Origin of the sequence: Sphingomonas sp. J344, from assembly GCF_024700005.1 — a bacterium.
GTDB lineage: Bacteria > Pseudomonadota > Alphaproteobacteria > Sphingomonadales > Sphingomonadaceae > Sphingomonas.
The window spans coordinates 21,246-46,476 of record NZ_JAJONB010000002.1; the positions used below are offsets into that span (position 1 = coordinate 21,246).

General features: G+C 65.1%; 21 protein-coding genes, 1 other RNA gene and 4 pseudogenes. 19 read left to right on the forward strand and 7 right to left on the reverse strand.

Features of this window, described 5'->3' with window-relative positions:
• Nucleotides 1–93: 93 nt before the first annotated feature.
• From LRS12_RS16115 to LRS12_RS16150, 9 genes and pseudogenes are all read left to right on the forward strand, one after another.
• Nucleotides 94–723, forward strand: a pseudogene (locus tag LRS12_RS16115) (enoyl-CoA hydratase/isomerase family protein); the annotation flags it as partial.
• Between the two features lie 96 nt (nt 724–819).
• Nucleotides 820–1,551, forward strand: coding sequence for an N-formylglutamate amidohydrolase (locus LRS12_RS16120; RefSeq protein WP_257846166.1), 732 nt, complete (start codon nt 820–822; stop codon nt 1,549–1,551).
• Between the two features lie 7 nt (nt 1,552–1,558).
• The gene (gene ilvD, locus LRS12_RS16125) at nt 1,559–3,280 is read left to right on the forward strand and encodes a dihydroxy-acid dehydratase (RefSeq protein ID WP_257845561.1); all 1,722 of its coding nucleotides are present in this window, start codon (nt 1,559–1,561) and stop codon (nt 3,278–3,280) included.
• A 19-nt stretch (nt 3,281–3,299) separates the two neighbouring features.
• Nucleotides 3,300–3,671, forward strand: coding sequence for a hypothetical protein (locus LRS12_RS16130; RefSeq protein ID WP_257845562.1), 372 nt, complete (start codon nt 3,300–3,302; stop codon nt 3,669–3,671).
• A 101-nt stretch (nt 3,672–3,772) separates the two neighbouring features.
• Nucleotides 3,773–4,135: pseudogene (locus LRS12_RS20435) on the forward strand (DUF2306 domain-containing protein); the annotation flags it as partial.
• A 186-nt stretch (nt 4,136–4,321) separates the two neighbouring features.
• Nucleotides 4,322–4,718, forward strand: an RNA gene (gene rnpB, locus LRS12_RS16135) — RNase P RNA component class A.
• Nucleotides 4,719–4,788: 70 nt separating this feature from the next.
• Nucleotides 4,789–6,840, forward strand: a complete 2,052-nt coding sequence (locus LRS12_RS16140) for a tetratricopeptide repeat protein (RefSeq protein WP_257845563.1) — start codon at nt 4,789–4,791, stop codon at nt 6,838–6,840.
• A 143-nt stretch (nt 6,841–6,983) separates the two neighbouring features.
• A pseudogene (locus tag LRS12_RS20440) lies at nt 6,984–7,118 on the forward strand (hypothetical protein); the annotation flags it as partial.
• A 298-nt stretch (nt 7,119–7,416) separates the two neighbouring features.
• Entirely contained in the window at nt 7,417–9,336 is a 1,920-nt protein-coding gene (locus LRS12_RS16150) for a CHAT domain-containing protein (protein WP_257845565.1), read from the forward strand.
• Between the two features lie 9 nt (nt 9,337–9,345).
• Here the strand turns inward: LRS12_RS16150 and LRS12_RS16155 are convergent, their stop codons facing one another.
• Nucleotides 9,346–10,929, reverse strand: coding sequence for a class II 3-deoxy-7-phosphoheptulonate synthase (locus tag LRS12_RS16155; RefSeq protein ID WP_257845566.1), 1,584 nt, complete (start codon nt 10,927–10,929; stop codon nt 9,346–9,348).
• Nucleotides 10,930–11,074: 145 nt separating this feature from the next.
• Between LRS12_RS16155 and LRS12_RS16160 the strand changes: the two genes are divergently transcribed.
• On the forward strand, nt 11,075–11,491 hold the full coding sequence (locus LRS12_RS16160) for a hypothetical protein (protein ID WP_257845567.1): 417 nt from the start codon (nt 11,075–11,077) through the stop codon (nt 11,489–11,491).
• Nucleotides 11,492–11,494: 3 nt separating this feature from the next.
• On the opposite strand, the gene LRS12_RS16165 is transcribed toward LRS12_RS16160, so the two are convergent.
• The 3 genes from LRS12_RS16165 to LRS12_RS16175 are packed head-to-tail and all read right to left on the reverse strand — an operon-like array spanning nt 11,495 to nt 14,953.
• Nucleotides 11,495–13,003, reverse strand: coding sequence for an anthranilate synthase component I family protein (locus LRS12_RS16165; RefSeq protein WP_257845568.1), 1,509 nt, complete (start codon nt 13,001–13,003; stop codon nt 11,495–11,497).
• A 4-nt stretch (nt 13,004–13,007) separates the two neighbouring features.
• Complete coding sequence (locus LRS12_RS16170) at nt 13,008–13,283, reverse strand: hypothetical protein (protein WP_257845569.1); 276 nt, start codon at nt 13,281–13,283, stop codon at nt 13,008–13,010.
• Nucleotides 13,283–14,953: a SurA N-terminal domain-containing protein gene (locus LRS12_RS16175; RefSeq protein WP_257845570.1), complete on the reverse strand. Its 1,671-nt coding sequence runs from the start codon at nt 14,951–14,953 to the stop codon at nt 13,283–13,285. Before LRS12_RS16175 ends, LRS12_RS16170 begins: the two co-directional genes overlap by 1 nt.
• A gap of 154 nt (nt 14,954–15,107) precedes the next feature.
• Here LRS12_RS16175 and tpiA point away from each other — a divergent pair, with 154 nt between their 5' ends.
• Entirely contained in the window at nt 15,108–15,854 is a 747-nt protein-coding gene (gene tpiA / locus LRS12_RS16180) for a triose-phosphate isomerase (protein WP_257845571.1), read from the forward strand.
• A 3-nt stretch (nt 15,855–15,857) separates the two neighbouring features.
• A complete protein-coding gene (locus LRS12_RS16185) occupies nt 15,858–16,292 on the forward strand; it encodes a hypothetical protein (protein ID WP_257845572.1) in 435 nt (144 codons plus the stop codon).
• Nucleotides 16,293–16,321: 29 nt separating this feature from the next.
• Here LRS12_RS16185 and LRS12_RS16190 read toward each other — a convergent pair whose 3' ends face one another.
• Nucleotides 16,322–16,747, reverse strand: a complete 426-nt coding sequence (locus LRS12_RS16190; protein ID WP_257845573.1) for a hypothetical protein — start codon at nt 16,745–16,747, stop codon at nt 16,322–16,324.
• Between the two features lie 88 nt (nt 16,748–16,835).
• On the opposite strand from LRS12_RS16190, the gene LRS12_RS16195 reads away from it, so the two are divergent.
• The gene (locus tag LRS12_RS16195) at nt 16,836–17,723 is read left to right on the forward strand and encodes an IS1595 family transposase (protein WP_257845574.1); all 888 of its coding nucleotides are present in this window, start codon (nt 16,836–16,838) and stop codon (nt 17,721–17,723) included.
• 59 nt (nt 17,724–17,782) lie between these two features.
• On the opposite strand, the gene LRS12_RS16200 is transcribed toward LRS12_RS16195, so the two are convergent.
• Nucleotides 17,783–18,484 (reverse strand): hypothetical protein, encoded by a 702-nt coding sequence (locus LRS12_RS16200; RefSeq protein WP_257845575.1) that lies wholly within the window; start codon nt 18,482–18,484, stop codon nt 17,783–17,785.
• A 215-nt stretch (nt 18,485–18,699) separates the two neighbouring features.
• On the opposite strand from LRS12_RS16200, the gene LRS12_RS16205 reads away from it, so the two are divergent.
• From LRS12_RS16205 to LRS12_RS16225, 5 genes are all read left to right on the forward strand, one after another.
• Complete coding sequence (locus LRS12_RS16205) at nt 18,700–19,110, forward strand: hypothetical protein (RefSeq protein ID WP_257845576.1); 411 nt, start codon at nt 18,700–18,702, stop codon at nt 19,108–19,110.
• Between the two features lie 3 nt (nt 19,111–19,113).
• A protein-coding gene (locus LRS12_RS16210) for an IS5 family transposase (protein ID WP_374579991.1) occupies nt 19,114–19,891 on the forward strand; the annotation gives its coding sequence in 2 pieces (ribosomal slippage) (nt 19,114–19,475 and nt 19,474–19,891; 780 coding nt in all).
• Nucleotides 19,892–20,158: 267 nt separating this feature from the next.
• Nucleotides 20,159–20,937 (forward strand): IS5 family transposase gene (locus LRS12_RS16215; protein WP_374580061.1). Its coding sequence is split into 2 segments (ribosomal slippage): nt 20,159–20,516 and nt 20,516–20,937, totalling 780 coding nucleotides; the frame shifts between segments, so codons are not numbered across the junction.
• An 87-nt stretch (nt 20,938–21,024) separates the two neighbouring features.
• Nucleotides 21,025–21,774, forward strand: a complete 750-nt coding sequence (locus LRS12_RS16220; RefSeq protein ID WP_257845577.1) for an IS5 family transposase — start codon at nt 21,025–21,027, stop codon at nt 21,772–21,774.
• Nucleotides 21,775–21,964: 190 nt separating this feature from the next.
• Nucleotides 21,965–22,585, forward strand: a complete 621-nt coding sequence (locus tag LRS12_RS16225) for a transglycosylase domain-containing protein (RefSeq protein WP_257845578.1) — start codon at nt 21,965–21,967, stop codon at nt 22,583–22,585.
• A 1-nt stretch (nt 22,586) separates the two neighbouring features.
• Here the strand turns inward: LRS12_RS16225 and LRS12_RS16230 are convergent.
• Nucleotides 22,587–24,917 (reverse strand): annotated as a pseudogene (locus LRS12_RS16230) (ATP-dependent helicase).
• Nucleotides 24,918–25,005: 88 nt separating this feature from the next.
• Between LRS12_RS16230 and LRS12_RS16235 the strand changes: the two are divergent.
• The gene (locus LRS12_RS16235; protein ID WP_257846205.1) at nt 25,006–25,224 is read left to right on the forward strand and encodes a hypothetical protein; all 219 of its coding nucleotides are present in this window, start codon (nt 25,006–25,008) and stop codon (nt 25,222–25,224) included.
• The last annotated feature ends 7 nt before the right edge of the window (nt 25,225–25,231 follow it).

Below are 25,231 nucleotides of genomic sequence, written 5' to 3' on the forward strand. Positions count from 1 at the left end.
TCAAGGGACATTGCGGGTCATGCGCCGGGAGCGAGACGCCCGTGGGTGGCCCCCGTCTTCGGACGGGCGCCATCCCCGCCCCGCGGGGCGCAGATGATCCACCTTCAGTTCCATGAGGCGACCGCGCTGCTGACCCTCGACCGGGGCGGCGCGCGCAACGCGCTGGCGATCGCAGCGTGGGATGCGATCGCGGATGCGACCGCATTGGTCGCCGCCAGCGATGCGCGGGTGCTGATCATCGAGTCGGCGATGCCCGGGATGTTCTCCGCTGGGGCAGATCTTTCCGAGTTTTCGGCGCTGGTCCGCGACCCGGCGATGCGCACCCGCTTCCGCACCGCGATGGCGCGGGGGATCGAGGCAGCCGCGGCATTGCCGGTTCCCGTGATCGCCGCCGTCGATGGCGGGTGTTTCGGTGCGGCGGTCGCGCTGACCCTGGCGTGCGACATTGTGGTAGCGGGGGACGCGGCGCTCTTCGCGACGACCCCGGCCAGGCTCGGCATCGGCTACCCCGCGACCGATGTTGCACGGCTGCGCGAACGAGTCGGGGCCGGACAGGCGGCGCGGATGCTGTTTACCGGCGACCGAATCGACGCGGACGAGGCCGCGCGGATCGGCTTGGCGCATCGCCGGGTGGCGGATGCCGACGGTGAAGCGCGCGCGATGGCCGAAATGATCGCCGCCAATGATCCCGACGCGGTACGGATGCTCAAGGCGGTTCTGCGCGATCCCGGCGATCCGGCGCATGACCGGTCCTTCGAAGACGCCTTCGGATCGTCCGGCTTTGCCGAGCGACCTCGAAGCCTTTCTGGGCGGCAAGAGATGAACGTCGTCGAGCGCATCGAAGGCAGCGGCGATATGCTGATCCTGTGCGATCATGCCAGCAACCATGTGCCCGCCGATATCGACCTTGGTATCGACCCCCAATTGCTCGACAAGCATATCGCGATCGACATCGGTGCGGCGGCGGTGAGCCGCGGGCTGGCGAAGCTTCTGGACGCGACCGCGATGCTCGCCACGGTCTCGCGGCTGGTGATCGACCTGAACCGTGAGGCCGATGCGCTGGGCCTCATCCCGCACGCCAGCGATGGCCACGCGATCTCCGGCAATGACGGTGCCGACCGGGTCGCACGAATCGCCCGCTTCCACGCACCCTATCACCGCGCCATCGCTGCGCAGGTCCGGACGCAGCGCCCGGCGCTGATCGTGTCGGTCCACAGCTTTACCCCCGCGCTGGAAAGCGGGTTCGTCGCACCCCGCCCATGGGAAGTCGGCATCCTCTACAATCGCGATGCCCGCGCGGCGCTGCCAGCGGTCGACTGGTTAACCCGCCAGGGGCATGTGACCGGCGATAACGAGCCCTATTCGGGCCGCCTGCTCAACGCGACGATGAACCGCCACGCCGAGGCGACCGGGACGCCCTATCTGGGCATCGAAATCCGCAATGATCTAATCTCCGATGACGCCGGCGTGACGATGTGGTGCGAAATTCTACGAAATTTAGTAACATTTGTGCGCAATCCGCTTGCGCAGGGGTGGCTTGCAGCGACATAGGCGCCGCATGACCGACCGTTTCGACAAGTCCCGCCTGCCCTCGCGCCACGTCTCCGTCGGCCCCGAGCGCGCCCCGCACCGCAGCTATTATTACGCCATGGGGCTCAGCGAAGAGGAAATCGCCCGCCCGTTCGTCGCGCTCGCCAGCGCGGGCAATGACAGCGCGCCGTGCAACACGACGCTCGACGCGCAAGCCGATGCCGCGCGCAAGGGCGTGAATGACAATGGCGGGATGCCGCGCCGTTTCAACACGATCACCGTGACCGACGGCATCGCGATGGGGCATCAGGGGATGAAATCCTCGCTGGTCAGCCGCGAGGTGATCGCCGACTCGGTCGAGCTCAGCGTTCGCGGCCATTGCTATGATGCGCTGGTGGGCTTTGCCGGGTGCGACAAGTCGCTGCCGGGCATGATGATGGCGATGCTGCGCCTCAATATCCCGTCGATCTTCGTCTATGGCGGGTCGATCCTGCCCGGCCGCTATCAGGATCGCGACGTTACCGTGGTCGATGTGTTCGAGGTGGTGGGCAAGTTCGCCGCCGGCACCTGTCCGATCAGCGAAGTCCATGCGCTCGAGAAGGTCGCATGCCCCGGTCACGGCGCATGCGGCGGCCAGTATACCGCCAACACCATGGCGTGCGTCGGCGAGGCGATCGGACTGTCGCTGCCCAACAGCAACATGGTCCCTGCGCCCTATACCAGCCGCGAGCAGATCGCGGTTGCGGCGGGCTATCAGGTGATGGAGCTGCTCGAGCGGAACATCCGCCCGCGCGACATCTGTACGCGCGAAGCGTTCGTCAACGCCGCGCGGATCGTGGCGGCGACCGGCGGTTCGACCAACGCCGCGTTGCACCTCCCCGCCATGGCGAGCGAGGCGGGGATCGAGTTCGACCTGTTCGACGTCGCCGAGGTCTTCAAATCAACGCCTTATGCCGCCGACCTCAAGCCCGGTGGCAAGTATGTCGCAAAGGATATGTACGAAGCTGGCGGCGTCTACATGCTGATGAAGACCATGCTCGCCAATGGCTTGCTCTACGGCGATTGCATGACCGTGACCGGCAAGACGCTGGGCGAGAATATCGATCAGGTCACGTGGAACCCGGACCAGAAGGTCATCTACGACGTCAAGACCCCGATCACGCCCACCGGCGGCGTTGTCGGCCTGCGCGGCAGCCTCGCGCCCGATGGCGCGATCGTGAAGGTCGCCGGCATGAGCCGCCTGGTCTTCGAAGGCCCGGCGCGCTGCTTCGATTGCGAGGAGGATGCGTTCGCGGCGGTCGAGGCGCGGTCGATCCTTGAGGGTGAGGTCGTCGTGATCCGCTATGAAGGGCCGAAGGGCGGCCCCGGCATGCGCGAGATGCTGTCGACCACCGCCGCGCTCTATGGCCTGGGCATGGGCGAGAAGGTCGCGCTGATCACCGATGGGCGCTTCTCGGGCGCGACGCGCGGCTTCTGTATCGGCCATGTCGGACCTGAAGCGGCCGAGGGCGGGCCGATCGCGCTGGTCGAGGATGGCGACACGATCCGCATCGATGCCGAGGCGGGGACGATCGACCTGCTCGTCGCCGAAGACGTGCTGGCCGCGCGCCGCGCCGCCTGGCAGCCGCGCACCAACGACTATCAATCGGGCGCTCTGTGGCGCTATGCGCAGAATGTCGGACCTGCCTATAAGGGCGCGGTAACGCATCCGGGGGCAAAGTCCGAAACGCATGTATTTGCGGATATCTAGAGTTTTGGGGGCGACGGCGTTGATTGCGGTCGCCGCCTGCGATCCCGGCCCGGTCAAGACCAAGGCGGATCACGTCAAGGACGCGCGCGCGCAAGCGGCGCGTGACGAAGCCGAGGGGCGGATCCCCTGCGCGCTGGGCGGTGGCGATGACTTTTCCACGCGCTGCACGATCGACCGCGCGCAGACGCAGGACGGGCTGATACTGACGATCCGCCACCCCGATGGCGGGTTCCACCGGCTGCGCGTCACGCGCGACGGGCGCGGGGTGATCGCCGCTGATGGCGCGCAGGCGGCGGCGGTGACGATCATCGACAAGGACGCAATCGAGGTGGCGATCGACGACGCACGCTATCGGCTGCCCGCGACGGTGAAGGGTGCGCGCAAGAGGTGAACGCCGCGAGACGATGGGGCTGGGCGCTGTTCTGGCTGGTCGTGGCGGCCGCAGCTGCCTGGTTCCTGAGCGACTCGTTCCGATTCATCGCGACGCGCGAGGTGCCGACCGGCGAGACGTTTTGGGGGCGTCGCATCTGGTATTTCGCGCATGTTGCGCTGGCCATTCCCGTGCTTCTGATCGCACCGGTTCAGTTCGCGGCGACGGTGCGCGGGCGCTGGCCATGGCTGCATCGCGCGCTTGGCCGGGCCTATCTCATCGCATCGCTGCTCGCCGGGCTGTTCGCGCTGCATCTTGGCAGCAGCATCGCAGCGCAGGAGACGCAGGTGCCCCTGACGCTGTTCGCAGCCGTGTGGATCGGATTCGTCGTGGTGGCGTGGCAGGCGGCGTGTCGGCGACGGTTCGACCTGCATCGCGGCTTCGTCATACGGGCGACCGCGATTGCGCTGTCGTTCGTGTGGCTGCGGATGATGGCGGCGGGGGAGGGTGCGTTGTTGGGCTTTATCGAGAATTCGGAACTGCGTGCGGCGACGCGGGGGGTGGCTGAGCTTCGTCCTGCCGCTGCTGGTAGCGGAAGTGTGGTTGTCGTGGTGGCCGGCTGCAAAGCCGCTATTTGCACCGCGCCGGGATTGAGCCTATCGCAGCCGACGCCAGAGGGCCGGGCGGCCGCGTTGCATGAAGATGCACCGAGGAAAGTCCGGGCTCCACGGAAACACGGTGCCGGGTAACGCCCGGCGGTCCCGGTTCGCCGGGGTCAGGGAAAGTGCCACAGAGAGCAGACCGCCCACTGGTCTTCGGACTGAGGGCAAGGGTGAAAGGGTGCGGCAAGAGCGCACCGCGCGACCGGCAACGGAAGCGGCACGGCAAACCCCACCGGGAGCAAGATCGAATAGGGACCGCATATGGGGAGTTCCGCCCCGCGGTCCGGGTTGATTGCTTGAGCCCCCATGCAAATGTGGGCCTAGAGGAATGGTCGCCTATCGCGCGCACCTCCCTTGCGGGAAAGGGCCGCGTGGACAGAACCCGGCTTACAGGCCCTCTGGCAACTGGTTTCGTCTGAATTGAAAGGCTTGTCACGGCATCTCCCACTGGGGGATAAGAGGGTGGAGGCGGATCCATGGCACGCGGCATCCTCTTTGGCACCGGCGTCTCGATCGCGGCGTTGATCTGCGGTCATGCAGAGGCGCGTGACGGCGATTTGCGCAGGGCGTGCGCGCAGGAAGCGCGGCTGCCCACCCCTGATGACAAGACTGGCGTGCAGTTCGACGACATGGTCGCCGAGCGCGCGATCGAACTGTGTCGCCGCGCGCTGGAGGCGCATCCGCGCGACGCTGCAGTCATGGCCAATCTCGGCCGTGCCTTCAGCAAGGCCGGGGATAGCAAGGCGGCGCTGAGCCTGATCGAACGTGCGGCGGCGGCGGGCAGTCTTCAGGCAGTGAACACGCTCGCGTCGATGTATGAGACCGGCAATGGCGTGCCCAACGACCCGGCTCGCGCCTTCGCGCTGGCCAAGTCGGGGGAGAGGGGGCGCAACATCTGGCTGCTGGGGCGGTTGGCGGAATATTATCTGAATGGCACCGGCACGCCGAAGAATGTCGAGGCGGCGATCGCCACCTATGTTCGTGCCGCCGACCTTGGCCATGATGGCGCGGCGAAGGCGCTGGCGGATCACTACCGGTTCGGGACCAGCGGAGTGACCAAGGATCTGGCGCTCGCCCGCAAATGGTATCAGCGGGCGATGGAGCTGGGAGAGGCCGACGCCATCGTGGCGCTCGGCTATATGGCGGAGATGGGTCTTGACGGCCCGAAGGATCCGGTTGAGGCGCGGCGGCTCTACAAGCTCGGTGCCGATCGCGGATCGGGTTGGGGCGCGGAGAATTACGCGATCCTGCTTCAGGTCGGCAAGGGCGGCGCCAAGGACGAAAAGGGCGCTGCGGACTATATGCGTCTGGCGGTCGATCGTGGGCAGACCGGCGCGATGCGGCGGCTGGGCACCTATTATCGCGACGGGATCGGCCTGGAGCGCGACACCCAGATGGCGATCGCCTGGTACCGCAAGGCGGCGGATGCCGATGATTCCGACGCGATGGTCGAACTGGGCGACATGACAACCAACGGGCGGGGGATGCCGCGCGACGAGCTTGCAGGGCGCGAATGGTACCGCAAGGCGGCAGAGGCCGGGAACGGGGCCGGCATGCGGAAATTGGCGCTCGGGCTCGCGTCGAGCGAGTTCACCGGCGTCCCGAGCGACAATCCCGCCGCGATCAGATGGTATCACAAGCTCGCCGAGACCGACGATCCCGAGGATGCTGCCTTTGCCGCCGACGCGTTGGCCGAGGGCAAGGCGGTGCCGATGGACCTCAAATCGGCGCGCAAATATTATGAGAAGGCCGTTGCCGCCGATGTCGCCGATACCGCGCGGCCGCTGGTCGAAACGGTGTTGCGCGACAATCCCGGCGAGGCCGAGCGTGCCTACGCACTGAAAATACTGATCGAGCGCGCAGAGAAGGGCGAGGGCTGGGCGCTCGCGGCATTGGCGCACCCTGGACCGATGATCGACGCAGCCCGGCTCGAAATTGATAGTGCCGCCTGGCGCGCGAAGGTCGCTGCGTTGACCGACCCCAAGGTGCTGACCGACGTTGCCAAGGCCCTGCAGTCGGGCAAGCTGGCGAAGCAGCAATTCGGGTTGGCGGTGCAATATGCCAAGGCGGCGAGCGACCCGTCGGTGGCCAAGGAATATCAGCTCAAGCTGATGATGGATCTTCGGTTGCAGGAGGCAGCGCAGCGCGAACTCGTCCGCTACGCCGAAACCGATGAGTTCAAGGCATTGCCCGAGGAGCGGCGCACAGTCTTTCTCGCGCAGTTCGATACGCCGTACATGTTCAACTTCAACGGCGATGCGTCGCATATTCCGACCTTTGCCGCGCTTGCGAATCTCGGGATGAAGGAGGCGGCTGCCAAATATGCGTGGCGGTTGCTCGACGACGGCAAGGGGGATTCTGCCGCAGCGATGAAGTGGTTCGTGATCGCCGCCGAGCGCGGATCGGCCGATGCGCAGCGGGCGATCGGCTATCTCCACTCCAAGGGGTTCGGCGTCGACAAGAGCGCGGTCAAGGCGGTGCGGGCGTGGGAGGATGCCTATCGCAGGGGGAGGGCTATGCGGCACTGAGCCTGGCGCTCTATTACAAGGGCGATCTGGAGTTTACCGAAGCGGAACTGGCAGGAGCGCCGCAACGTGACGCTGCGCAGGCGTTCGAATGGATGCAGCGCGCGGCGTCGGCAAGCTTTGCCAATGCCGTGCTGCTCGCGCGGATGTACCTGGCCGGCGACGGTACCAAAGCCAATCCGAAGGAAGCGATCCGCTTGCTGCGCTGGGCGGTGCATTGCGGTGATTACAGCGCGCGAGTGGCGCTCGGAGAGGCGTATCTCCACGGCTCCGGCGTAGCGAAAGACCCGGACATGGCGCTGCGCTGGTTCAAGCACGCGGCAGGCTCGGGCTGGAGCGGCGGCGCGGTGGCGATGGTGCGCGCGTCTGCGCTTGGCTGGGGGATGAAGCCCGACATCAAACAGACCCGCTTGTGGCTCGCCGAAGCGGTACGGCGTGGCAGCGACGACGCGAAAAAATGGCAGGAAGCGTGCGGAATTCAGGCCACGATCAAGTGTCTGGTGAAGATCGAGGGCTTTACCCCGCTGCCGATCGGCCCAGAAACCGAGGGCATTGCGCCTGAACCGACATTCGCGGCGCGTGAGGGCGACGCTCAAGAAGGAACTCGACGCCGCGGTCGAGAATGGCTCCGAATTCGCGGTGTTCGAAGGGTTTCGCGGGCTCGAGGAACATTATCTCCTCTTCGGAGAGATGGACCGGTATCTCGCGACCAAGGTCCGTTCGCTGGCGATCAAGGAAGCCGCGCTGACCAACCGGTTCGGCAGCCGCGACAATTATTTCGCGCTGATCGAATCTTCGTGCCACTGGTCGAGCGCGGCCAAGGAGGCGAGTGGCGGCGGACGGCGCGAGGCGGCGCTGTTCTTCGCCAAGGTCGCGGTCAACAAATTGCAGGACGCGCGCAAGCGGATCGCCGACCTCGATCCGTCGATCCGCGAATGCTTCATCCGCGTGCATCAGGACCGCTATCGCTACCTCGCCGGCATCTTCATGGAGATGGGGCGGTTCGGTGAGGCCGAGCATGTGCTGGCGATGCTCAAGGATTTCGAGAGCTACAACTATACTCGCGACCGGCGGCGAGAGGGCGAAGCCTTCGAGCAGATGCCGCTCGATGCCAAGCAGACACAGAGCATCGCAGCGTTCGAAGCCGCGACGACCGCGCTCGCAGAGGCCGGAGCCGCGCGTGACCGGTTGATCGCGCTTCAGCAGAAGGGGGCGCTAAGCCCGGAGCAGCAGCAGAAGCTGGCTGCGGCGACGACGGCTCTGGGGGCGGCGCAGACAGCGTTCCGTGGCGAACTGGGCGAACTGGCCGATGTCGTCGCCGGGCTGGATGCTGCCGTGACGCAGGATCAGGCAGCAAAAGCGGATCGCGTCGCGTCGATCCAGCCCCGCCTCATTTCAACCGTCCGGCGATTGGGGAAGGACGTCGCCGCGCTGCACGCCGTCGTGCTGCCCGACAGGATTCATTGGCTGCTGACCACAGCCAATTTCCAGAAGACGATTGTCGTGCACGTCGACACTACCGCGGTGCGCAAGGATATCGGCCTGTATCGTCAGGCGATCAGCGACAAGGCGGTGTTCATCACCGATCCCGCGTCGAAGCTGTACAGATCGATGTTCGAGCCGGTGGACAGAGCGCTGCGCGCCGCCGGGATCAGCCGGGTCATGCTCTCGCTCGACGATGCGTTGCGCTATCTGCCGATGGCGGCACTGCACGACGGCAAGGACTGGCTGGCGAAACGCTATGCGTTCAGCGCCTTCCGATCGATCGATGAGGTGCAGACCGGCCCCTCCGACGCGAAATCATGGCGTGTCGCCGCGCTGGGGGCGAGCCAGGGTGGGGCGGGGCTCAGTCCATTACCCGCCGTTCCCGCCGAACTGTCCGGTATTGTCCGTGCCGATGGCACGACGACCGGTGTGTTGCCGGGTGTCGTGAAGCTCGACGCGGCATTCGACCGAACCGCGCTCGGCACCGCAATGGCCGGCGGCTATCGCGTGATCCATATCGCGTCGCACTTCGCGCTCGATCCCGCGAGCGCCGACAAGTCGTTCCTGCTGCTCGGCACGGGCAAGGAGTTGCCGCTGACCGAATTCATCAAGGACGGCAGTTTCACCGCGATCGACGTCGACCTGCTCGCGCTGTCGGCGTGCCAGACCGGCGTGCCAGGCAGCAGTCAGAACGGGTCGGAGGTCGATGCGAGCCTAGCCGAACTGGCGCAAAAGGCCGGCGCGTCGGCGGTGCTGGCCTCGCTTTGGTCGGTGGCGGACGAATCCACCGCAGTGTTGATGCAGCGCTTCTACGCGATCCATGCCAAGGGCGGTACGAGCAAGGCGGAGGCGCTGCGCCAGGCGCAGATCGCACTGATGACTGCTCAGGGAGAGGCGGGCGCCGATCGGGGCGCGGGTCGCGCCGGGCCTGACCAGCCGACTGGACCAGCTGTCACCGGCTACGCCCACCCATTCTACTGGGCGCCGTTCGTTCTGTTGGGGAACTGGCAATAGAGCCGCCGCTCACGCCGCCTTGCGCCGCTCCGCCATCTCCTCATTGAGCATTTCGGCGAGGAGGAACGCCAGCTCCAGGCTCTGACCGGCATTGAGTCGCGGGTCGCAATGGGTGTGGTAGCGGTCTGCAAGGTCATGCTCGCCGATGTCGATCATGCCGCCGGTGCATTCGGTGACGTTCTGTCCGGTCATCTCGGCATGGATTCCGCCGGCATAGGTCCCTTCGGCGCGATGCACGGCAAAGAAGCCGCGTACTTCGGCCAGAATGCGCTCGAACGGGCGCGTCTTGTAGCCGTTGGCCGCCTTGATGACGTTGCCGTGCATCGGGTCACAGCTCCACACGACCGGATGCCCCTCACGCTTCACCGCGCGAACCAGCGCGGGCAGGCCGCTCTCGATCTTGTCATGGCCGTATCGGGTGATCAGCGTCATCCGCCCCGGCGTGCGGGTCGGGTTGAGCGTGTCGAGCAGGCGCAGCAGCGCGTCCGGCTCAAGGCTCGGCCCGCACTTCATCCCGATTGGATTGCCGATGCCGCGGAGGAATTCGACATGCGCCGAATTCTCGAAGCGCGTGCGGTCGCCGATCCACAGGAAATGCGCGCTGGTGTCGTACCAGTCGCCGGTGAGGCTGTCCTGCCGGGTCAGCGCCTGCTCATAGGGCAGGAGCAGCGCCTCGTGGCTGGTGTAGAAATCGGTGCGCTTCAGCTGGGGCACGGTATCGGGGTTGATCCCGCACGCCTCCATGAAATCGAGCGCTTCGCCGATGCGGTCGGCGACGTCGGCGAATTTGTCGGCCCAGGGGCTGCGGCCCATGAAGTCGAGCGTCCATTTGTGGACCTGATGGAGGTTCGCATAGCCGCCGCTGGCGAAGGCGCGCAGCAGGTTCAGCGTCGCCGCCGACTGGGTATAGCCGCGGATCAGCCTCTGGGGGTCGGGAATGCGCGCTTCGGGGGTGAAGGCGATGTCGTTGACGATGTCGCCGCGATAGCTGGGCAGTTCCACGCCATCGATCGTCTCGGTATCGGCCGAACGCGGCTTGGCGAACTGCCCCGCCATGCGGCCGAGCTTCACCGTCGGGAGTTTCGACGCAAAGGTGAGAACCACCGCCATCTGGAGAATGACGCGAAACGTATCGCGGATATTGTTCGGGTGGAACTCGGCGAAGCTTTCGGCGCAGTCGCCACCCTGCAACAGGAACGCCTCGCCGCGCGATACGCGGGCAAGCTCCTGGGTCAGTGCGCGCGCCTCGCCCGCGAAGACCAGCGGGGGAAAGCTGGACAGGGTGTCGGTCGCGGCGGTCAGTGCAGCGGCGTCGGGGTAAACCGGAAGCTGACGCGCTTCGGCCCGGGTCCAGCTGTCGGGTGTCCAGTCCATCGCCTGCTCCAGGTTGCGGACATGGACGTACCAGTCCTGATGATGCGCGATGCCGTTCGCCGCGATCTGGTTGAGCACCGCCGGAGACGCGCGCTTGCCGTCCTCTTCCCAGCCCTGAACCGTCGATCCGGGCGTATCGAACCACGCGCCGAACGCGGCGCGGGACATGGAGCGTTCCTCGCGGAAGCGACGGATTTTGGAACCGGCAAGTGTCGTCATGCGCCGCCCTTACCCCCTGTGGGTAAATAATGGCAAGCGCAATTTTCACCCCACAGGGGTAAATGCCGCACTTCACGGCTGATACAGTTCAGCCGTGCTTCATCTGCGTATGTGCGATAGAGGAAGCGGACCTGTGGAGACCTGTATGATCCGTCCCTTCCTGATCGCAATGCTGGCCGCTGCTCCCGTGCTGGCGCAGGAGGGGGAATCCGCCGGGGCCGGTGCGCCGCCGCAGAAGGTGCGCAGCGTCCTGCTATATGGCGATGAGAGCTGTCCCAAGCCGGAGAGTCCCGATGAGGTCGTGATTTGCGCGCGACCGGGCGATTCGCCGTTCCGGATCCCCAAGGCGCTACGTAAGACCGAGCCGGGACCGGAGGGCACGAGTTGGGTGCGCCGCGCCGAGCTGATCGACGAGGTTAACCGTGCGGTGCTGCCGGGAAGCTGCAACCCGATCGGCAGCTATGGCCAGAGCGGGTGCACCATCCGCATGCTCCAGCAATGGAAGGCCGAGCAGCGGGCGAAGAAGGCCGAAGAGGCAGCTATCCCGGGCGGCGAGGACTGAGCCTTATTGGCCGAACCTGGCTTCGCCGGAACGTGCGGTTGCTTCCCGCGCCGCAGCGAACAGCGCACCTGCCTTCGCCTCGCATTCCCGCTGTTCATAGGCCGGATCGCTGTCAGCGACGATACCCGCGCCAGCGGTGACGTGCATGGTCCCGTCCTTCACGATCGCGGTGCGCAGGACGATACAGCTGTCCATTGAGCCGTCGGGCGAGAAATAGCCGACGCCCCCGGCATAGGGTCCGCGCTGGTCGCGCTCCAGTTCGGCGATGATCTCGCACGCGCGAACCTTGGGCGCGCCGCTGACGGTTCCGGCGGGGAAGCCCGCGAACAACGCGTCGAGCGCATCGGCGTCGAGGCGCAATTTACCCACCACGTTCGACACGATGTGCATGACATGGCTGTAGAATTCGACGGTGTAGCTGTCGGTGACCTTGACCGATCCAGCTTCTGCGACGCGGCCGACATCGTTGCGACCCAGGTCGAGCAGCATCAGGTGTTCGGCGCGCTCCTTTGCGTCGGCGAGCAGGCTGGTTCTGTTCGCTTCGTCCTCCGCGGCGTCCTTGCCGCGGGGACGGGTGCCAGCGATCGGGCGGATCGTCACCTCGTCATCGCGGACGCGGACGAGGATTTCGGGGCTCGACCCGGTCAGCGCGAAGCCGGGCAGATCGAGGAAATAGAGGAAGGGCGACGGGTTGATCCGGCGCAGCGCGCGGTACAGCTCGATCGGCGGCAGCGCGAACGGCGCAGTGAAGCGCTGGGCAAGGACGACCTGAAATATGTCGCCGGCGGTGATGTACTCCTTGGCGCGGGTGACCATCGCCGCATAGTCGGCGGCGGGCACCACCGGCTGGGGCACGATATCCATCGGATCGGTCGCGGCGCGCGGCGGAAGCGGGGCGGAGGCGAGCCGCGCGGCGGTCGCCTCGATCCGGTCGGCGGCTTCCTCGATCAGCCGTTCGGGGTCGCGACCGGGCCAGACCGGCGCCACCACAAACAGCGAATCCGCCAGCCGGTCAAAGATCAGGATCACCGTCGGTCGCACGAAGATCATGTCGGGCAGACCCAGTGCGTCGTTCGCGGCGCGGGGTAGGGTTTCGACCAGCCCGATCGTGTCGTAACCGAAATAGCCGACCAGGCAGGCGAGGGCGCGGGGCAGTTCCGGCGGCACGTCCATCCGGCACGACTGGACGAGGGCGCGCAGGGCATCGAGCGTCGGGGCTTCGGCGGCGCTGAATGCGTCGCGGTCGGTCAGCCAGTGCGGATTGACCTCCGCCGCTTCGCCATGTGCGCGAAACACCAGATCGGGAGCGAGTCCAAGCAGGCTGTGGCGACCGCGCACCGCGCCGCCCTCTACCGATTCCAGCAGGAAGTCGCCGCGGCCCGGTTCGATCAGCCTGAGCGCGGCGGCGACCGGGGTATCGGTGTCCGCCAGCTGTTTCCGCCAGACCAGGGCCGGGCGGCCATCGGCCAGCGCCGCGCGGGCGGCGTCGAGGCCCTCAATCCCGCCGCGCATCGGATCAATTGCCGCCGGTTGCCTGGCCGCTCAGCTGCGCCTTGAGTGCGGCGATGGCGGCTTCGTTGCGCTTGACCTTCACCGCCTTGCGCGCCGCAGCGGCGAACTGTTCGACATATTCGTTGCCGATCAGCTGGGCGAGGCCGCCCCGGGTCTGGCCGATCAGCGCGGCGTTGCCCTTGGCATTGCCTTCCTCGATATCGTCGAGCCAGACGATCCAGTAGCCGCCGCCTTGAGGTGCCGGGACGGTCTTGGCCCTCTTTTCGGCCATGCTGAACATCAGGCGGACGGGCGGGGGAGCTGATCGCCCATCTGCGACAGCTGTCCGCGCGAGGCGTCGAGTGCTTCGACCGGAGGCAGCTTCAGCCCGCTTTCCTGCATCGCCTGGGCGAGCGGCATGCCCTTGCTCACCTTGGCAAGGATCGCGTTGGCGGCCTTGCGCGCGCCGTCGAGCTGGCGGCTGCGGACCAGGTCGTCGGCGACGCCTGGGCGGATTTCGGCGAGCGGGCGGGGTGCCGCAGCGACGACCTTGTCGGTCTTGACCAGCGCAAAGCCGCCATCGGTGCCGACCGGGATCAGCTGGGGGTCGTCGCTCGGCTCCATGCTGAAGCCGGCCTGGGCGATCTGCGCGAGCATGGGATCGGGTGCGGCTTCGTCGGCGACGGCCGCGCGCCCATCGGCGAACAGCGGCGCGCTGGTCTGCGCGGTCAGCTTTGAACTGGCGACGAGCTCGTCAAAGGTCGAATTGTCGGCGATCTCGCCATCGATCTTGGCGCGCAGATCGGCCAGCGCGGTCTCCAGCTTCGTCTTGGTGATCGCTTCTGCGAGTTCGCCCCGGACCGAGTCCAGCGACTTGCCCGCGACCTGCTCGATCCCCTCGACCCGGACGATATGCCAGCCGAGCGGCGAGCGGAGCGGGCCGACCACAGTGCCCTGAGCCCCGGCAAAGGCGGCGTCCGCGATCGCGGTGCTGCTGGCGCGGGCAAAGGCTGCCTTCTCGGCATTCGGGATGGTCGATGCCTGCAGGCCAGCAGCCTTGGCGGCATCGACCATCGACGCGCCGCCCTTCACCTTTGCAGCGATGCCCTTCGCGGCGTTTTCGTCGGCAACGATGATCTGGGCAAGGTTGCGGCGGGTGCTGGCGGCATATTGCGCAGCATTCTTCCGGTATTCGGCGGCGATCTCCGCCTCGGTCGCTTTGGCGCTTTCCGCAAACTGGGCGGGATCGACCACGGCGTAGCGCACCACGCGGCGTTCGGGCAGCGTGTAGCGGCCCGAGTTCTTCTGGTAATATGCCTGAAGTTCGGCGTCGGTCGGCGGGTTGCCGGGGGCAATCGCGCCGATTGGGACATAGCCGACCGAACCCTTGCGCCGCTCCAGCATCAGCGAGGCATAGGGCAGCGCGAGTTCGACCGGAACCGGGCCGGGGTTCGCGATCGGGCTGATGAGCCACTGAACCAGCGTTTCGCGACGGATATCGGCCCGCACCTGCTCTGCGGTCAGCCGCTGTTCCGCCAGGAGCTGGTCGAAGCGCTGCTGGCTGAACTTGCCGTCGAAGCCCTGAAAGGCGGGGATCGACGCGATCTGGCCGTCGATTGCGGCGGGGGACACCGCCATGCCCTGCTGCGTCGCATATTCCTCCAGCGCCATACCGTCGATGACCTGGTTCAGCACTTGTTCGAACCCGCCGGTACGGACGAACTGCGCCATGTCGAGCATCGGCTGTTGCTGCCGCACCCGCTCCAATGCGTTGCGGAGGCGGTCCTGAAGCTCCTGCTGCGTCAGCTTCTTGTTGCCAACCTGAACCAGCGGGCCGCTGGACGACGGGCCGCCGACGCCAAGATTCTGGACGTCCATCATCGCAAAGCCGACGCCGAGCGCCACCAGCAGCAGCAGGGCAACGATCTTGCCGGGGGTCGAGAAAATGACGCGGCGGAAGTTGGTGAGCATGGAAACCCGCTGAAATGGGAAAGATTGGCCTCGCTTTAGGGGGCAGGGGCATTGGCATCAAGCGACAACGGCAGCGGTGGCGGGCAAGATGCTTGTGCGGCGTGGGATCGCCGCCTATCGGGCTTGTCCGATAATGGACAACAGGGGAAGCGGGATGCGGCGCAAGCTGGTGGCGGGCAACTGGAAGATGAACGGCGTCACCGATTCGTTGGGCGAAGTGGCGGCGATTGCCGAAGCGGCGGCTGCCCATTCCGGCGTTGATGTCGCCTTGTGCCCACCGGCGACGCTGATCGCCCGGGCAGTGGCAGTGGCAGGCGGCATGCCGATCGGCGGGCAGGATTGTCATGAGAATGACAGCGGTGCGCATACCGGATGCATCTCTGCCCCGATGCTGAAGGATGCCGGCGCCACGCTGACCATCGTCGGGCATAGCGAGCGGCGGGCGGACCAGAACGAGACCAGCCACGACGCCTGGGCCAAGGCGGCGGCGGCGCATCGCCATGGCCTGAACGTAATCCTCTGCGTTGGGGAGACCGAGGCGGAACGCAATGCCGGTCGCGCCGAGCGGGTGGTGCAGGCGCAGATCGAGAAATCGGTGCCCGAGGATGCCGACGGCAGCTGGTTCACGCTGGCCTATGAACCGCGCTGGGCGATCGGGACCGGGCGGACCCCGACGCTGGAGGAAATCGAGCTGATCCACGCCATCGCCCGCGCCAAGCTGGGCATGATGGTCGGGACGGAGAAGGCCGAGGGTATTCGTATCCTGTATGGCGGGTCGGTTACGGGTTCGAATGCAGGCGAGATCCTGGCGGTGGACAATGTCGACGGCGCGCTGGTCGGCGGGGCGAGCCTGACCGCCGCGAAGTTCGTGCCGATCATCGAAGCCGCCGCCAAGCTGTAGGCGATGGCGGAGCTGCCGGAGACGCGGGGGCGGCGGATCGGGCGGTGGCTGCTCGCGATCTTCTATGCGACGGCAGGGGTGGCGCATTTCCTGTTCACCGATGCGATGGCGCGGATCGTGCCGGCATGGGTGCCGTGGGACGCGCGCGAGTGGGTGCTGACTACCGGCGCGGCAGAACTGATCTGTGCCGCCGCGCTGATCACCCGGCGGTGGCGGCTGGCGGCGGGTTGGGCGCTGGCGCTCTATGCGCTGTGCGTGTGGCCGGCCAATGTGAAGCACGCGATGATCGACCTGGCGTGGCTGGGCGGGAGCGGGACGGGGCTGTCGGCGTGGTATCATGTGCCGCGGTTGCTGGCGCAGCCGTTGATTATCGCGTGGGCGTTGTGGGCGGTCGGCGCGGTGCGCGTGGAGCGGGGCGTCGCGGCGTCGCGAAACTGACGAAGTTCCGCGCAACGCGCTTCATTCTGTCAGTTTGCGATGGCGCTGCGGCGGTTTGGGAGGTTCGGCGAGCGCCGCCATCGCCATGCGGAAATCGGGGCGGGTGATCGTGCCGATCTCACGCCCGCGATAGTAACGCGGCGGGTGACGCCATTGAGCGCGCGGTCCATCGCCATGCTGAACATGCGGTCATAGCCCATCATTAGTGCCGCATCCCACGCGCGGGCGAAGTCGGCCGCCTCGGGCCGCTCGCGCAATTTGTAGGCTGTCTGGCGGCTCATCCCGACCGCTTTGCAGGCGCGGGTGACGGTGCCCATGACGGCGAGGGCGTGGATGAAGTCGGTTTGTCGGCGCGCAGTCCAGCCATCGGCGCGGCCACAATTGGGGGCGGGCGTGAAGGCGAGGATGGCTTCATCCTCGTCAGACGCGGCGGGCGGGGTGGGTGAGTCGTTCATCCACCAGTTTATGTGCTGGGATGGGGCTTGTAGGAAAGGGGGCGCTTATCCCCTTGCGACATGTAAGGCTTTGTGGCATACAATCCCTATGTCGAACAAAGCCCCAACGCTCCGTCAGTTTCAGGACCGCTTCCCGACCGAAGATGCGTGCCTGGATCACCTGTTTCAGGTTCGCTACGGCACCGACTTCGCTTGCCCCGGTTGCGACCGCCCCGCGAAGTTCACCCGCGTAAAGGCTCGCCGTTCGTATCAGTGTCAGTGGTGCGCCTATCAGGTCTATCCGACCGCTGGCACGCCGTTCGACCGCACCCGCACCCCGCTGCGGGACTGGTTCTTCGTCATGTTCCAGTTCTGCGCATCGCGGAACGGTGTCGCGGCGAAGGAAGTCGAGCGTCAGCTGGGAGTGACCTACAAGACGGCATGGCGCATGTGCCACATGATCCGCGAATACATGGGCGCGGTTGACGGCAGCGCCCCGATTGGCGGTCTAGGCCGCACGGTCCAAGTCGATGAAACGTTCATCGGTGGCTATCAGAGCGCCAAGGACAAGCGCGATGCTGGCGCGTCAAACAAGACGGTCGTGTTCGGGATGCTTGAGCATGGCGGCGATCTGGTCACGCACGTTGTTCCCGACCGCAAGAGCGGCACCCTGCTTCCGATCATCCGCGCGACCGTGAAGCGCCCCAGCAAGGTCCATACCGACGATTGGCTGGGCTATGGCGGCGTTGGCACGATGGGCTATCAGCACGCCACCGTGAACCACTCGCTTGACCAGTATGTTTGCCGCAAGACCGGCGCGACCGTGAACGCAATCGAGGGCTTTTGGGCGCAGCTAAAGCGCGGCATCAACGGCACGCATATTCACGTCAGCGGTCGTCACCTTCCGAAGTATCTGGGCGAGTTCGAGTATCGCTGGAACATGCGTCAGACGCCTCACCTGATGCTTGATCGTCTGATGTTTTCTTTCGCCCGGTAACAGGCGCGTGACCGTGGGCCATCGCGTCTAGGAGGCGGTCGAAGCGGGTGTTGGGGTTGTCAGGCACCATTCTCTCCAATCTCAATACGCACGAAACTTTGGGTCGACCATGCTGGATTGCCGGCCCTCAGGTCGACGCCTTCAAGGCCCGATGCGGACAGCGCGTTCGCGATGACTGTGGCAAAATCTATTGATTGCTGGTTCTCTGCGGGGTTCACACGAACGCCAACAAAGGTCTCGCCGCCTCCAAACATACCCTGCGAACCAGCCTCGAACCCTAGCTCCTGAAACGCCGCGTTAATCGACGATTCGAGCACCTTCTTTTCGTGTTCTGTGCCAAATGACCGGGTTCGGACGGGGACGGGCGCGGGAGCAGATGCCAACATTTGAGCGAACGTAGATCCGACACTTCGCTGCGGCGGCGCTTCGTGATAATTTTGCGTGCCAAAGTTATTGCCGGCAAAGTTGCCCTTGCGATTGTCGTCGCCCATGATCCTCGCTCCTTCGCCGATAGCGAGAGTATTATCATTTCCGGTTATGATCGGCGAGTTGGGGCCGGAAGACCCTGGCATCGTCGGCGATGAATTCGGCTTTCGAAGTCCCCAGAGCCACAAAATAACAGCTATAAAAAGCATGGCGGCGGCGGCCCACAATAGAGCATCCGCCACCCAAGGTTGAAGGTTCGGGTATCTCATCGGCAATACCCACCCGCCAATGGCGAAGGCCACCGACGACAGGCCTGTAATGATCGCTGGACGCATACCTCCCCCATCACGCCGACTCGCTTCCGGCATGGTGGTGCGTTACTACATTTGCTCCTACATGTCCAAAGGGGATAGACGCCGGAAAGGGGTTTGTTTGTGGTTTGTCCACATCGGTTGTCGAGGGGGCTATGGCGTGCCGATAAACGGCAAGCGCTTGTTCCGTTCGCTCGTGTCACCTTGCTACGTGAATAGATGCGCGCCACAGTGCATCCATGGGTCCGTCGCACTTGCAAGCCGCGCAACAATACTTCCCAACCTATAAGCTCGACAATGATCGTGCTGAGGTTGGGATCAAAGAATATGAACTCGCCGCCACGGCACTACAAGCCGACCAGAGAAGCCTCACCGCTGCGGCAGGGCTTGCGCTGTTTTTCAGCGGAACCTTGATCACTATTGTGGGATCTACGGGAAATTTGGCCAGCCTACAAAACATGGCGACTAAGTTAGGCACCAACGCCGAGATTGTGATCTCACTGATGCTTCTGACCGTTTCAAGTATCACGGTGCGATATTTCGCGCTTTTGCAGCGGTCGGCAGTCTATGCCGCACGGAAGATAATCGTGCTCAGGCGCCTGTTAGGGTCGGGACCCATAAACGGGATTCCCTTGGCGGCTGGGATGTGATTCATGCGCTGCGCCAGCAGGAGCGTGGATTTGAGCGAGTTTTGGTTGAGTGAAGCCCAGTTCGAGCGGCTGCGTCCGCTGCTGCCGGACAAGGTGCGCGGTGTGGCGCGGGTCGATGATCGGCGGGTGATCAGCGGCATCATTCATGTGGTGAAGTCGGGCGGGCGCTGGGTCGACGCGCCGGCCTGCTACGGGCCGAGGAAGACGCTCTACAACCGGTTCGTGCGCTGGGCGGCAAAGGGTGTGTGGCAGGAGCTGTTCGTCACGCTCGCGGCAGCAGGCGGGCCGCCCGCCGAGGTCCTGATCGACAGCACGCATATGAAGGCGCACCGCTCCGCGGGCGGTGGAAAAGGGGGCGCTCGTCCAGGCGATCGGGATCAGCCGGGGCGGCCGCAACAGCAAGCTCCACGCGCTCACCGACGGCGAAGGTCGGCCGCTCCGCTTCCTGCTGACCGGTGGCCAGGTCGCCGACTGCCGCGCAGCCGATGTGTTGCTCGATGATCTCGCGCCGCGCACCATCGTGCTCGCGGACAAGGCTTACGACAGCAATGCGATCCGCGACCTGATCGAGCGGCAGGGTGCCGTTCCGAACATCCCCTCCAAGACGAACCGCCGCTGGAAAAGCTGCTTCTCCAAGACGCTCTACAAGGGCCGCAACGCCGTCGAGCGCATGTTCTGCCGCCTCAAGGATTATCGCCGCATCGCCACCCGCTACGACAAGCTCGCCACCAACTTCCTCAGCGCCATCTACCTCGCCGCAGCCGTCACATGGTGGTTATGAGTCCCGACCCTAGGATTGGATTATGGGAGCATTGAAACAGTGCTCCCAGCCGATCGACTTGAGGGAGCGAACGAGCCCTTTGCCATCCATATGTTCCCTGGCTGGACGTCCCTACAAGCAATTCCAACCCTATCGGTGGCGTTGTTGGCAGCGGCAGGGCAGGGGGTGGTATTCACCGCATTTCGCGTAGCGTTTCCTGGTAGTCCAACTTGGTTTCTAGGGTCGGGACCCATAAACGGGATTCCCTTGGCGGCTGGGATGTGATTCATGCGCTGCGCCAGCAGGAGCGTGGATTTGAGCGAGTTTTGGTTGAGTGAAGCCCAGTTCGAGCGGCTGCGTCCGCTGCTGCCGGACAAGGTGCGCGGTGTGGCGCGGGTCGATGATCGGCGGGTGATCAGCGGCATCATTCATGTGGTGAAGTCGGGCGGGCGCTGGGTCGACGCGCCGGCCTGCTACGGGCCGAGGAAGACGCTCTACAACCGGTTCGTGCGCTGGGCGGCAAAGGGTGTGTGGCAGGAGCTGTTCGTCACGCTCGCGGCAGCAGGCGGGCCGCCCGCCGAGGTCCTGATCGACAGCACGCATATGAAGGCGCACCGCTCCGCGGGCGGTGGAAAAGGGGGGCGCTCGTCCAGGCGATCGGGATCAGCCGGGGCGGCCGCAACAGCAAGCTCCACGCGCTCACCGACGGCGAAGGTCGGCCGCTCCGCTTCCTGCTGACCGGTGGCCAGGTCGCCGACTGCCGCGCAGCCGATGTGTTGCTCGATGATCTCGCGCCGCGCACCATCGTGCTCGCGGACAAGGCTTACGACAGCAATGCGATCCGCGACCTGATCGAGCGGCAGGGTGCCGTTCCGAACATCCCCTCCAAGACGAACCGCCGCTGGAAAAGCTGCTTCTCCAAGACGCTCTACAAGGGCCGCAACGCCGTCGAGCGCATGTTCTGCCGCCTCAAGGATTATCGCCGCATCGCCACCCGCTACGACAAGCTCGCCACCAACTTCCTCAGCGCCATCTACCTCGCCGCAGCCGTCACATGGTGGTTATGAGTCCCGACCCTAGGGTCGGGACCCATAAACGGGATTCCCTTGGCGGCTGGGATGTGATTCATGCGCTGCGCCAGCAGGAGCGTGGATTTGAGCGAGTTTTGGTTGAGTGAAGCCCAGTTCGAGCGGCTGCGTCCGCTGCTGCCGGACAAGGTGCGCGGTGTGGCGCGGGTCGATGATCGGCGGGTGATCAGCGGCATCATTCATGTGGTGAAGTCGGGCGGGCGCTGGGTCGACGCGCCGGCCTGCTACGGGCCGAGGAAGACGCTCTACAACCGGTTCGTGCGCTGGGCGGCAAAGGGTGTGTGGCAGGAGCTGTTCGTCACGCTCGCGGCAGCAGGCGGGCCGCCCGCCGAGGTCCTGATCGACAGCACGCATATGAAGGCGCACCGCTCCGCGGGCGGTGGAAAGGGGGCGCTCGTCCAGGCGATCGGGATCAGCCGGGGCGGCCGCAACAGCAAGCTCCACGCGCTCACCGACGGCGAAGGTCGGCCGCTCCGCTTCCTGCTGACCGGTGGCCAGGTCGCCGACTGCCGCGCAGCCGATGTGTTGCTCGATGATCTCGCGCCGCGCACCATCGTGCTCGCGGACAAGGCTTACGACAGCAATGCGATCCGCGACCTGATCGAGCGGCAGGGTGCCGTTCCGAACATCCCCTCCAAGACGAACCGCCGCTGGAAAAGCTGCTTCTCCAAGACGCTCTACAAGGGCCGCAACGCCGTCGAGCGCATGTTCTGCCGCCTCAAGGATTATCGCCGCATCGCCACCCGCTACGACAAGCTCGCCACCAACTTCCTCAGCGCCATCTACCTCGCCGCAGCCGTCACATGGTGGTTATGAGTCCCGACCCTAGGGGGGCAGGTGCTTGTTTCAGAAACGAAGGTCGCGGCGGCGTTGGCTAGCTTCACATTAGTGCTGTTGCTCACATTGTATCGATGGTCGCTCCGCGAAGTACGAGAATACTCGGCTTTATCTTGGTAGAAAGGTAGCGTGGCTGGTTGGCTCTCGTCTGAAGGAGCGAATTGGCCATGTGCTGTATCGCATGAGATTGTCCGTTTTCGAAGCGGGTCGGTTGGGAATCGATTTAACAAAATACCATGCGATGCTAGTTTTCATCGAGGATAAGAGGCACTTTGAGCATAATGGAAACAGTATCAAAGCTGCTGCTGCTGCTCTATATCGCAGAGTGCGTTATGGGACTCGGAGTGGTGCATCGACAATTCATCATCAACTTGTACGATCTAATTTTCTCAAGTCGATAGAGCGGCCTATATCGCGTAAAATAGTTGAATGGATAATTGCGCCTTGGGTCAACAGGATGTTCTCAAAGTCCGCAATTCTAGATTTGTATCTCTGTTCTGTGAGATATGAGCGAGGTGTTATTGGCCTTCCGGCTGCGATCAGGCATTTTTTTCCTCAACATGAACTGAGCAAGCCGCTGGATATTGCACAGCGCTTCTTTCTGCTTGAACGGCTATCCAATGTGACTGGCACATTTCCTAAAAAAAGAGTTGAAGCCTTATTGCGCAGTCTTCGAGAGAAGGGGCTTATCAGATCTACGGATGTCGCCAAAATTGGTAGAATTTATCGGGATCAGGGTAAGGCAGGGCGGATAAATCTGGTCGGACAAGATACTGTTCTTCGGGCATAGTTCACCCTAAACTCACAAAACTATCCATCACCCGCTTCCGCCCGGCGGCCTCGAACTCGATCTCCAGCTTGTTGCCTTCGATCTCGACGATTTCGCCATAGCCGAATTTCTGATGGAAAACGCGCATGCCGAGCGAGAGGTCGTCGCGGCCCTTGTTGCCGAGGCTCACCGCGCTACCGCGGTTTTCGACGACGCGTTTGGGGGCGGTGGTGAAGCTGGAGCTGGGGGCGGCGGCGCGTTGCCAGCCGGGGCCGCGGCCGGTGCCTCGGCCTACGTCAGCGAAGGGGTCGGCGTGTTCGCTCCAGTTGGCGCGCCACAGGCTCGCGCCGCCGGATAGGGTCGATTCCTCGTCGACATGCGCCTTGGGTAGCTCGCCGACGAAGCGGCTGGGGATGGAGCTGGTCCATTGGCCGTAGATGCGGCGGTTGGCGGCGTGGAGGATCGTCGCCTGGCGGCGGGCGCGGGTGATCGCGACATAGGCGAGGCGGCGTTCCTCCTCGAGGCTGGCGAGGCCGCCTTCGTCGAGCGCGCGCTGGCTGGGGAACAGGCCTTCCTCCCACCCGGCGAGGAAGACGGTGTCGAATTCCAGCCCCTTGGCCGCGTGGATGGTCATGATCGTGACCTTGGGCTCGTCGGCGTTATTCTCGTTATCCATGACGAGGCTGACATGTTCGAGGAACGCGCCGAGCGTTTCATACTCCTCCATCGCGCGGACGAGTTCTGAGAGGTTTTCGAGGCGGCCGGCGGCTTCGGCGGTGCGGTCCGCCTGCCACATCGCGGTGTAGCCGCTTTCGTCGAGGATGATCTGGGCGAGTTCGGTGTGGGGCAGCTGGCCGATGCGGGTTTCGGGCAGCGCCTCACCCTCCGTGGGCACGGGCGCGCGGAGCATCTGGCTCCAGCGGGCGACGTCGCCGACGAAGCTGCCGAGCGCGCGGCGGGCCTGCGGCGTCAGCTCGTCGGTGTCGAGGATGCGCGCGGCGGCGGTCAGGAGCGGGATGCCCTCGGCGCGGGCGAGCATGTGGATCTTCGCGATCGCCTTGTCGCCCAGGCCGCGCTTGGGGACGTTGACGATGCGTTCGAAGGCGAGGTCGTCGGCGGGCTGGTGGACGAGGCGGAGATAGGCGAGCGCGTCGCGGATTTCGGCGCGTTCGTAGAAGCGGAAGCCGCCGACGATGCGATAGGGCAGGCCGATGGCAATGAAGCGGTCTTCGAACTCGCGCGTCTGGTGCTGGGCCCGGACGAGGATAGCGAAATCGTCGAGGCTCTTGCCGGTGCGGATGCGGGCGCTTTCGATGTCCTCACCGACGCGGCGCGCTTCTTCCGGGCCGTCCCACACGCCGATGACGCGGACCTTTTCGCCCGCATCGATCTCGGTCCACAATTCCTTGCCGAGGCGGCCGCTATTGTTGGCGATCACCGCGCCGGCGGCGGCGAGGATATGGGGGGGTGGAGCGGTAATTCTGTTCGAGGCGGATGACCTTGGCGCCGGGGAAGTCCTTTTCGAACTTCAGGATGTTTTCGACCTGCGCGCCGCGCCAGCTGTAGATCGACTGGTCGTCGTCGCCGACGCAGCAGATATTCTTGCGCTCCTGCGCGAGCAGGCGGAGCCAGAGATACTGGACGCTGTTGGTGTCCTGATACTCGTCCACCATGATGTAGCGGAAGCGCTGTTGGTATTGCTGCAGCACGTCGCGGTGGGTGCGCAGGATGGTGAGCATGTGGAGCAGCAGGTCGCCGAAATCGCAGGCGTTGAGCGCGCGCAGGCGGTCCTGGTACTGCTGGTAGAGCGACTGGCCCTTGCCGTTGGCGAAATGCTCGGACTCGCCCGCGTCGAGCATGTCGGGGGTCAGGCCCTTGTTCTTCCACCCGTCGATCAGGCCGCCGAGCTGGCGCGCGGGCCAGCGCTTTTCGTCGAGGTCGTTGGCGACGATGAGCTGCTTGAGCAGGCGCAGCTGGTCGTCGGTGTCGAGGATGGTGAAGTTGCTCTGCAGCCCGACCAGCTCGGCGTGGCGGCGCAGCATCTTCGCGCCGATCGCGTGAAAGGTGCCGAGCCAGGGCATCCCCTCGACCGCGTCGCCGACATGGTGGCGGACGCGCTCCCGCATCTCGCGCGCGGCCTTGTTCGTGAAGGTGACCGACAGGATCTCCGACGGATAGGCGCGGCGGGTCCAGAGCAGGTGGGCGAGGCGCGCGGTGAGCGCGGCGGTCTTGCCCGTGCCGGCGCCGGCGAGGACGAGGACGGGGCCGTCGACGGTGAGCACCGCTTCACGCTGCGGCGCGTTGAGGCCACGCAGATAGGGGGATCGTCGGCGGAAGGCTGGGGTACGGACATTGCGAACAGGTAGGGAACGGAGCGAGTCGGGGCAAGCGCGATTGCGTGGGGAGTTGCCGGGCGGCGCGGAGTGAGGCAGGGATGCGCGATGTTCGAGAAATATCGCAAGCGGTTCGACAGACGCAGGCTGGTGCTGATCGCGGCATTGGCGCTGGTGGGGCTGTATGTCGGGTGGCGCACGGGCGGGTTTCAGGAGCAGCAGCCTGAGCAAAAGCCGTGCGTCGAGGGGCGGAACGAGATCAAGGACAAGGACGGCAAGGTGGTGCAGGTGACGCGCACCACATGCTTTGAGGACGCGAAGAAATAAGCGGCGC

What these genes read in the sequence shown, in the direction of transcription:
- LRS12_RS16120 (WP_257846166.1), top strand. Translation starts at nt 820, where the DNA reads ATGAACGTCGTCGAGCGCATCGAAGGCAGCGGCGATATGCTGATCCTG.
- ilvD (WP_257845561.1), top strand. Translation starts at nt 1,559, where the DNA reads ATGACCGACCGTTTCGACAAGTCCCGCCTGCCCTCGCGCCACGTCTCC.
- LRS12_RS16140 (WP_257845563.1), top strand. Translation starts at nt 4,789, where the DNA reads ATGGCACGCGGCATCCTCTTTGGCACCGGCGTCTCGATCGCGGCGTTG.
- LRS12_RS16155 (WP_257845566.1), bottom strand. Translation starts at nt 10,929, where the DNA reads ATGACGACACTTGCCGGTTCCAAAATCCGTCGCTTCCGCGAGGAACGC.
- LRS12_RS16160 (WP_257845567.1), top strand. Translation starts at nt 11,075, where the DNA reads ATGATCCGTCCCTTCCTGATCGCAATGCTGGCCGCTGCTCCCGTGCTG.
- LRS12_RS16165 (WP_257845568.1), bottom strand. Translation starts at nt 13,003, where the DNA reads ATGCGCGGCGGGATTGAGGGCCTCGACGCCGCCCGCGCGGCGCTGGCC.
- LRS12_RS16170 (WP_257845569.1), bottom strand. Translation starts at nt 13,283, where the DNA reads ATGTTCAGCATGGCCGAAAAGAGGGCCAAGACCGTCCCGGCACCTCAA.
- LRS12_RS16175 (WP_257845570.1), bottom strand. Translation starts at nt 14,953, where the DNA reads ATGCTCACCAACTTCCGCCGCGTCATTTTCTCGACCCCCGGCAAGATC.
- tpiA (WP_257845571.1), top strand. Translation starts at nt 15,108, where the DNA reads ATGCGGCGCAAGCTGGTGGCGGGCAACTGGAAGATGAACGGCGTCACC.
- LRS12_RS16185 (WP_257845572.1), top strand. Translation starts at nt 15,858, where the DNA reads ATGGCGGAGCTGCCGGAGACGCGGGGGCGGCGGATCGGGCGGTGGCTG.
- LRS12_RS16190 (WP_257845573.1), bottom strand. Translation starts at nt 16,747, where the DNA reads ATGAACGACTCACCCACCCCGCCCGCCGCGTCTGACGAGGATGAAGCC.
- LRS12_RS16195 (WP_257845574.1), top strand. Translation starts at nt 16,836, where the DNA reads ATGTCGAACAAAGCCCCAACGCTCCGTCAGTTTCAGGACCGCTTCCCG.
- LRS12_RS16200 (WP_257845575.1), bottom strand. Translation starts at nt 18,484, where the DNA reads ATGCGTCCAGCGATCATTACAGGCCTGTCGTCGGTGGCCTTCGCCATT.
- LRS12_RS16205 (WP_257845576.1), top strand. Translation starts at nt 18,700, where the DNA reads ATGGGTCCGTCGCACTTGCAAGCCGCGCAACAATACTTCCCAACCTAT.
- LRS12_RS16235 (WP_257846205.1), top strand. Translation starts at nt 25,006, where the DNA reads ATGTTCGAGAAATATCGCAAGCGGTTCGACAGACGCAGGCTGGTGCTG.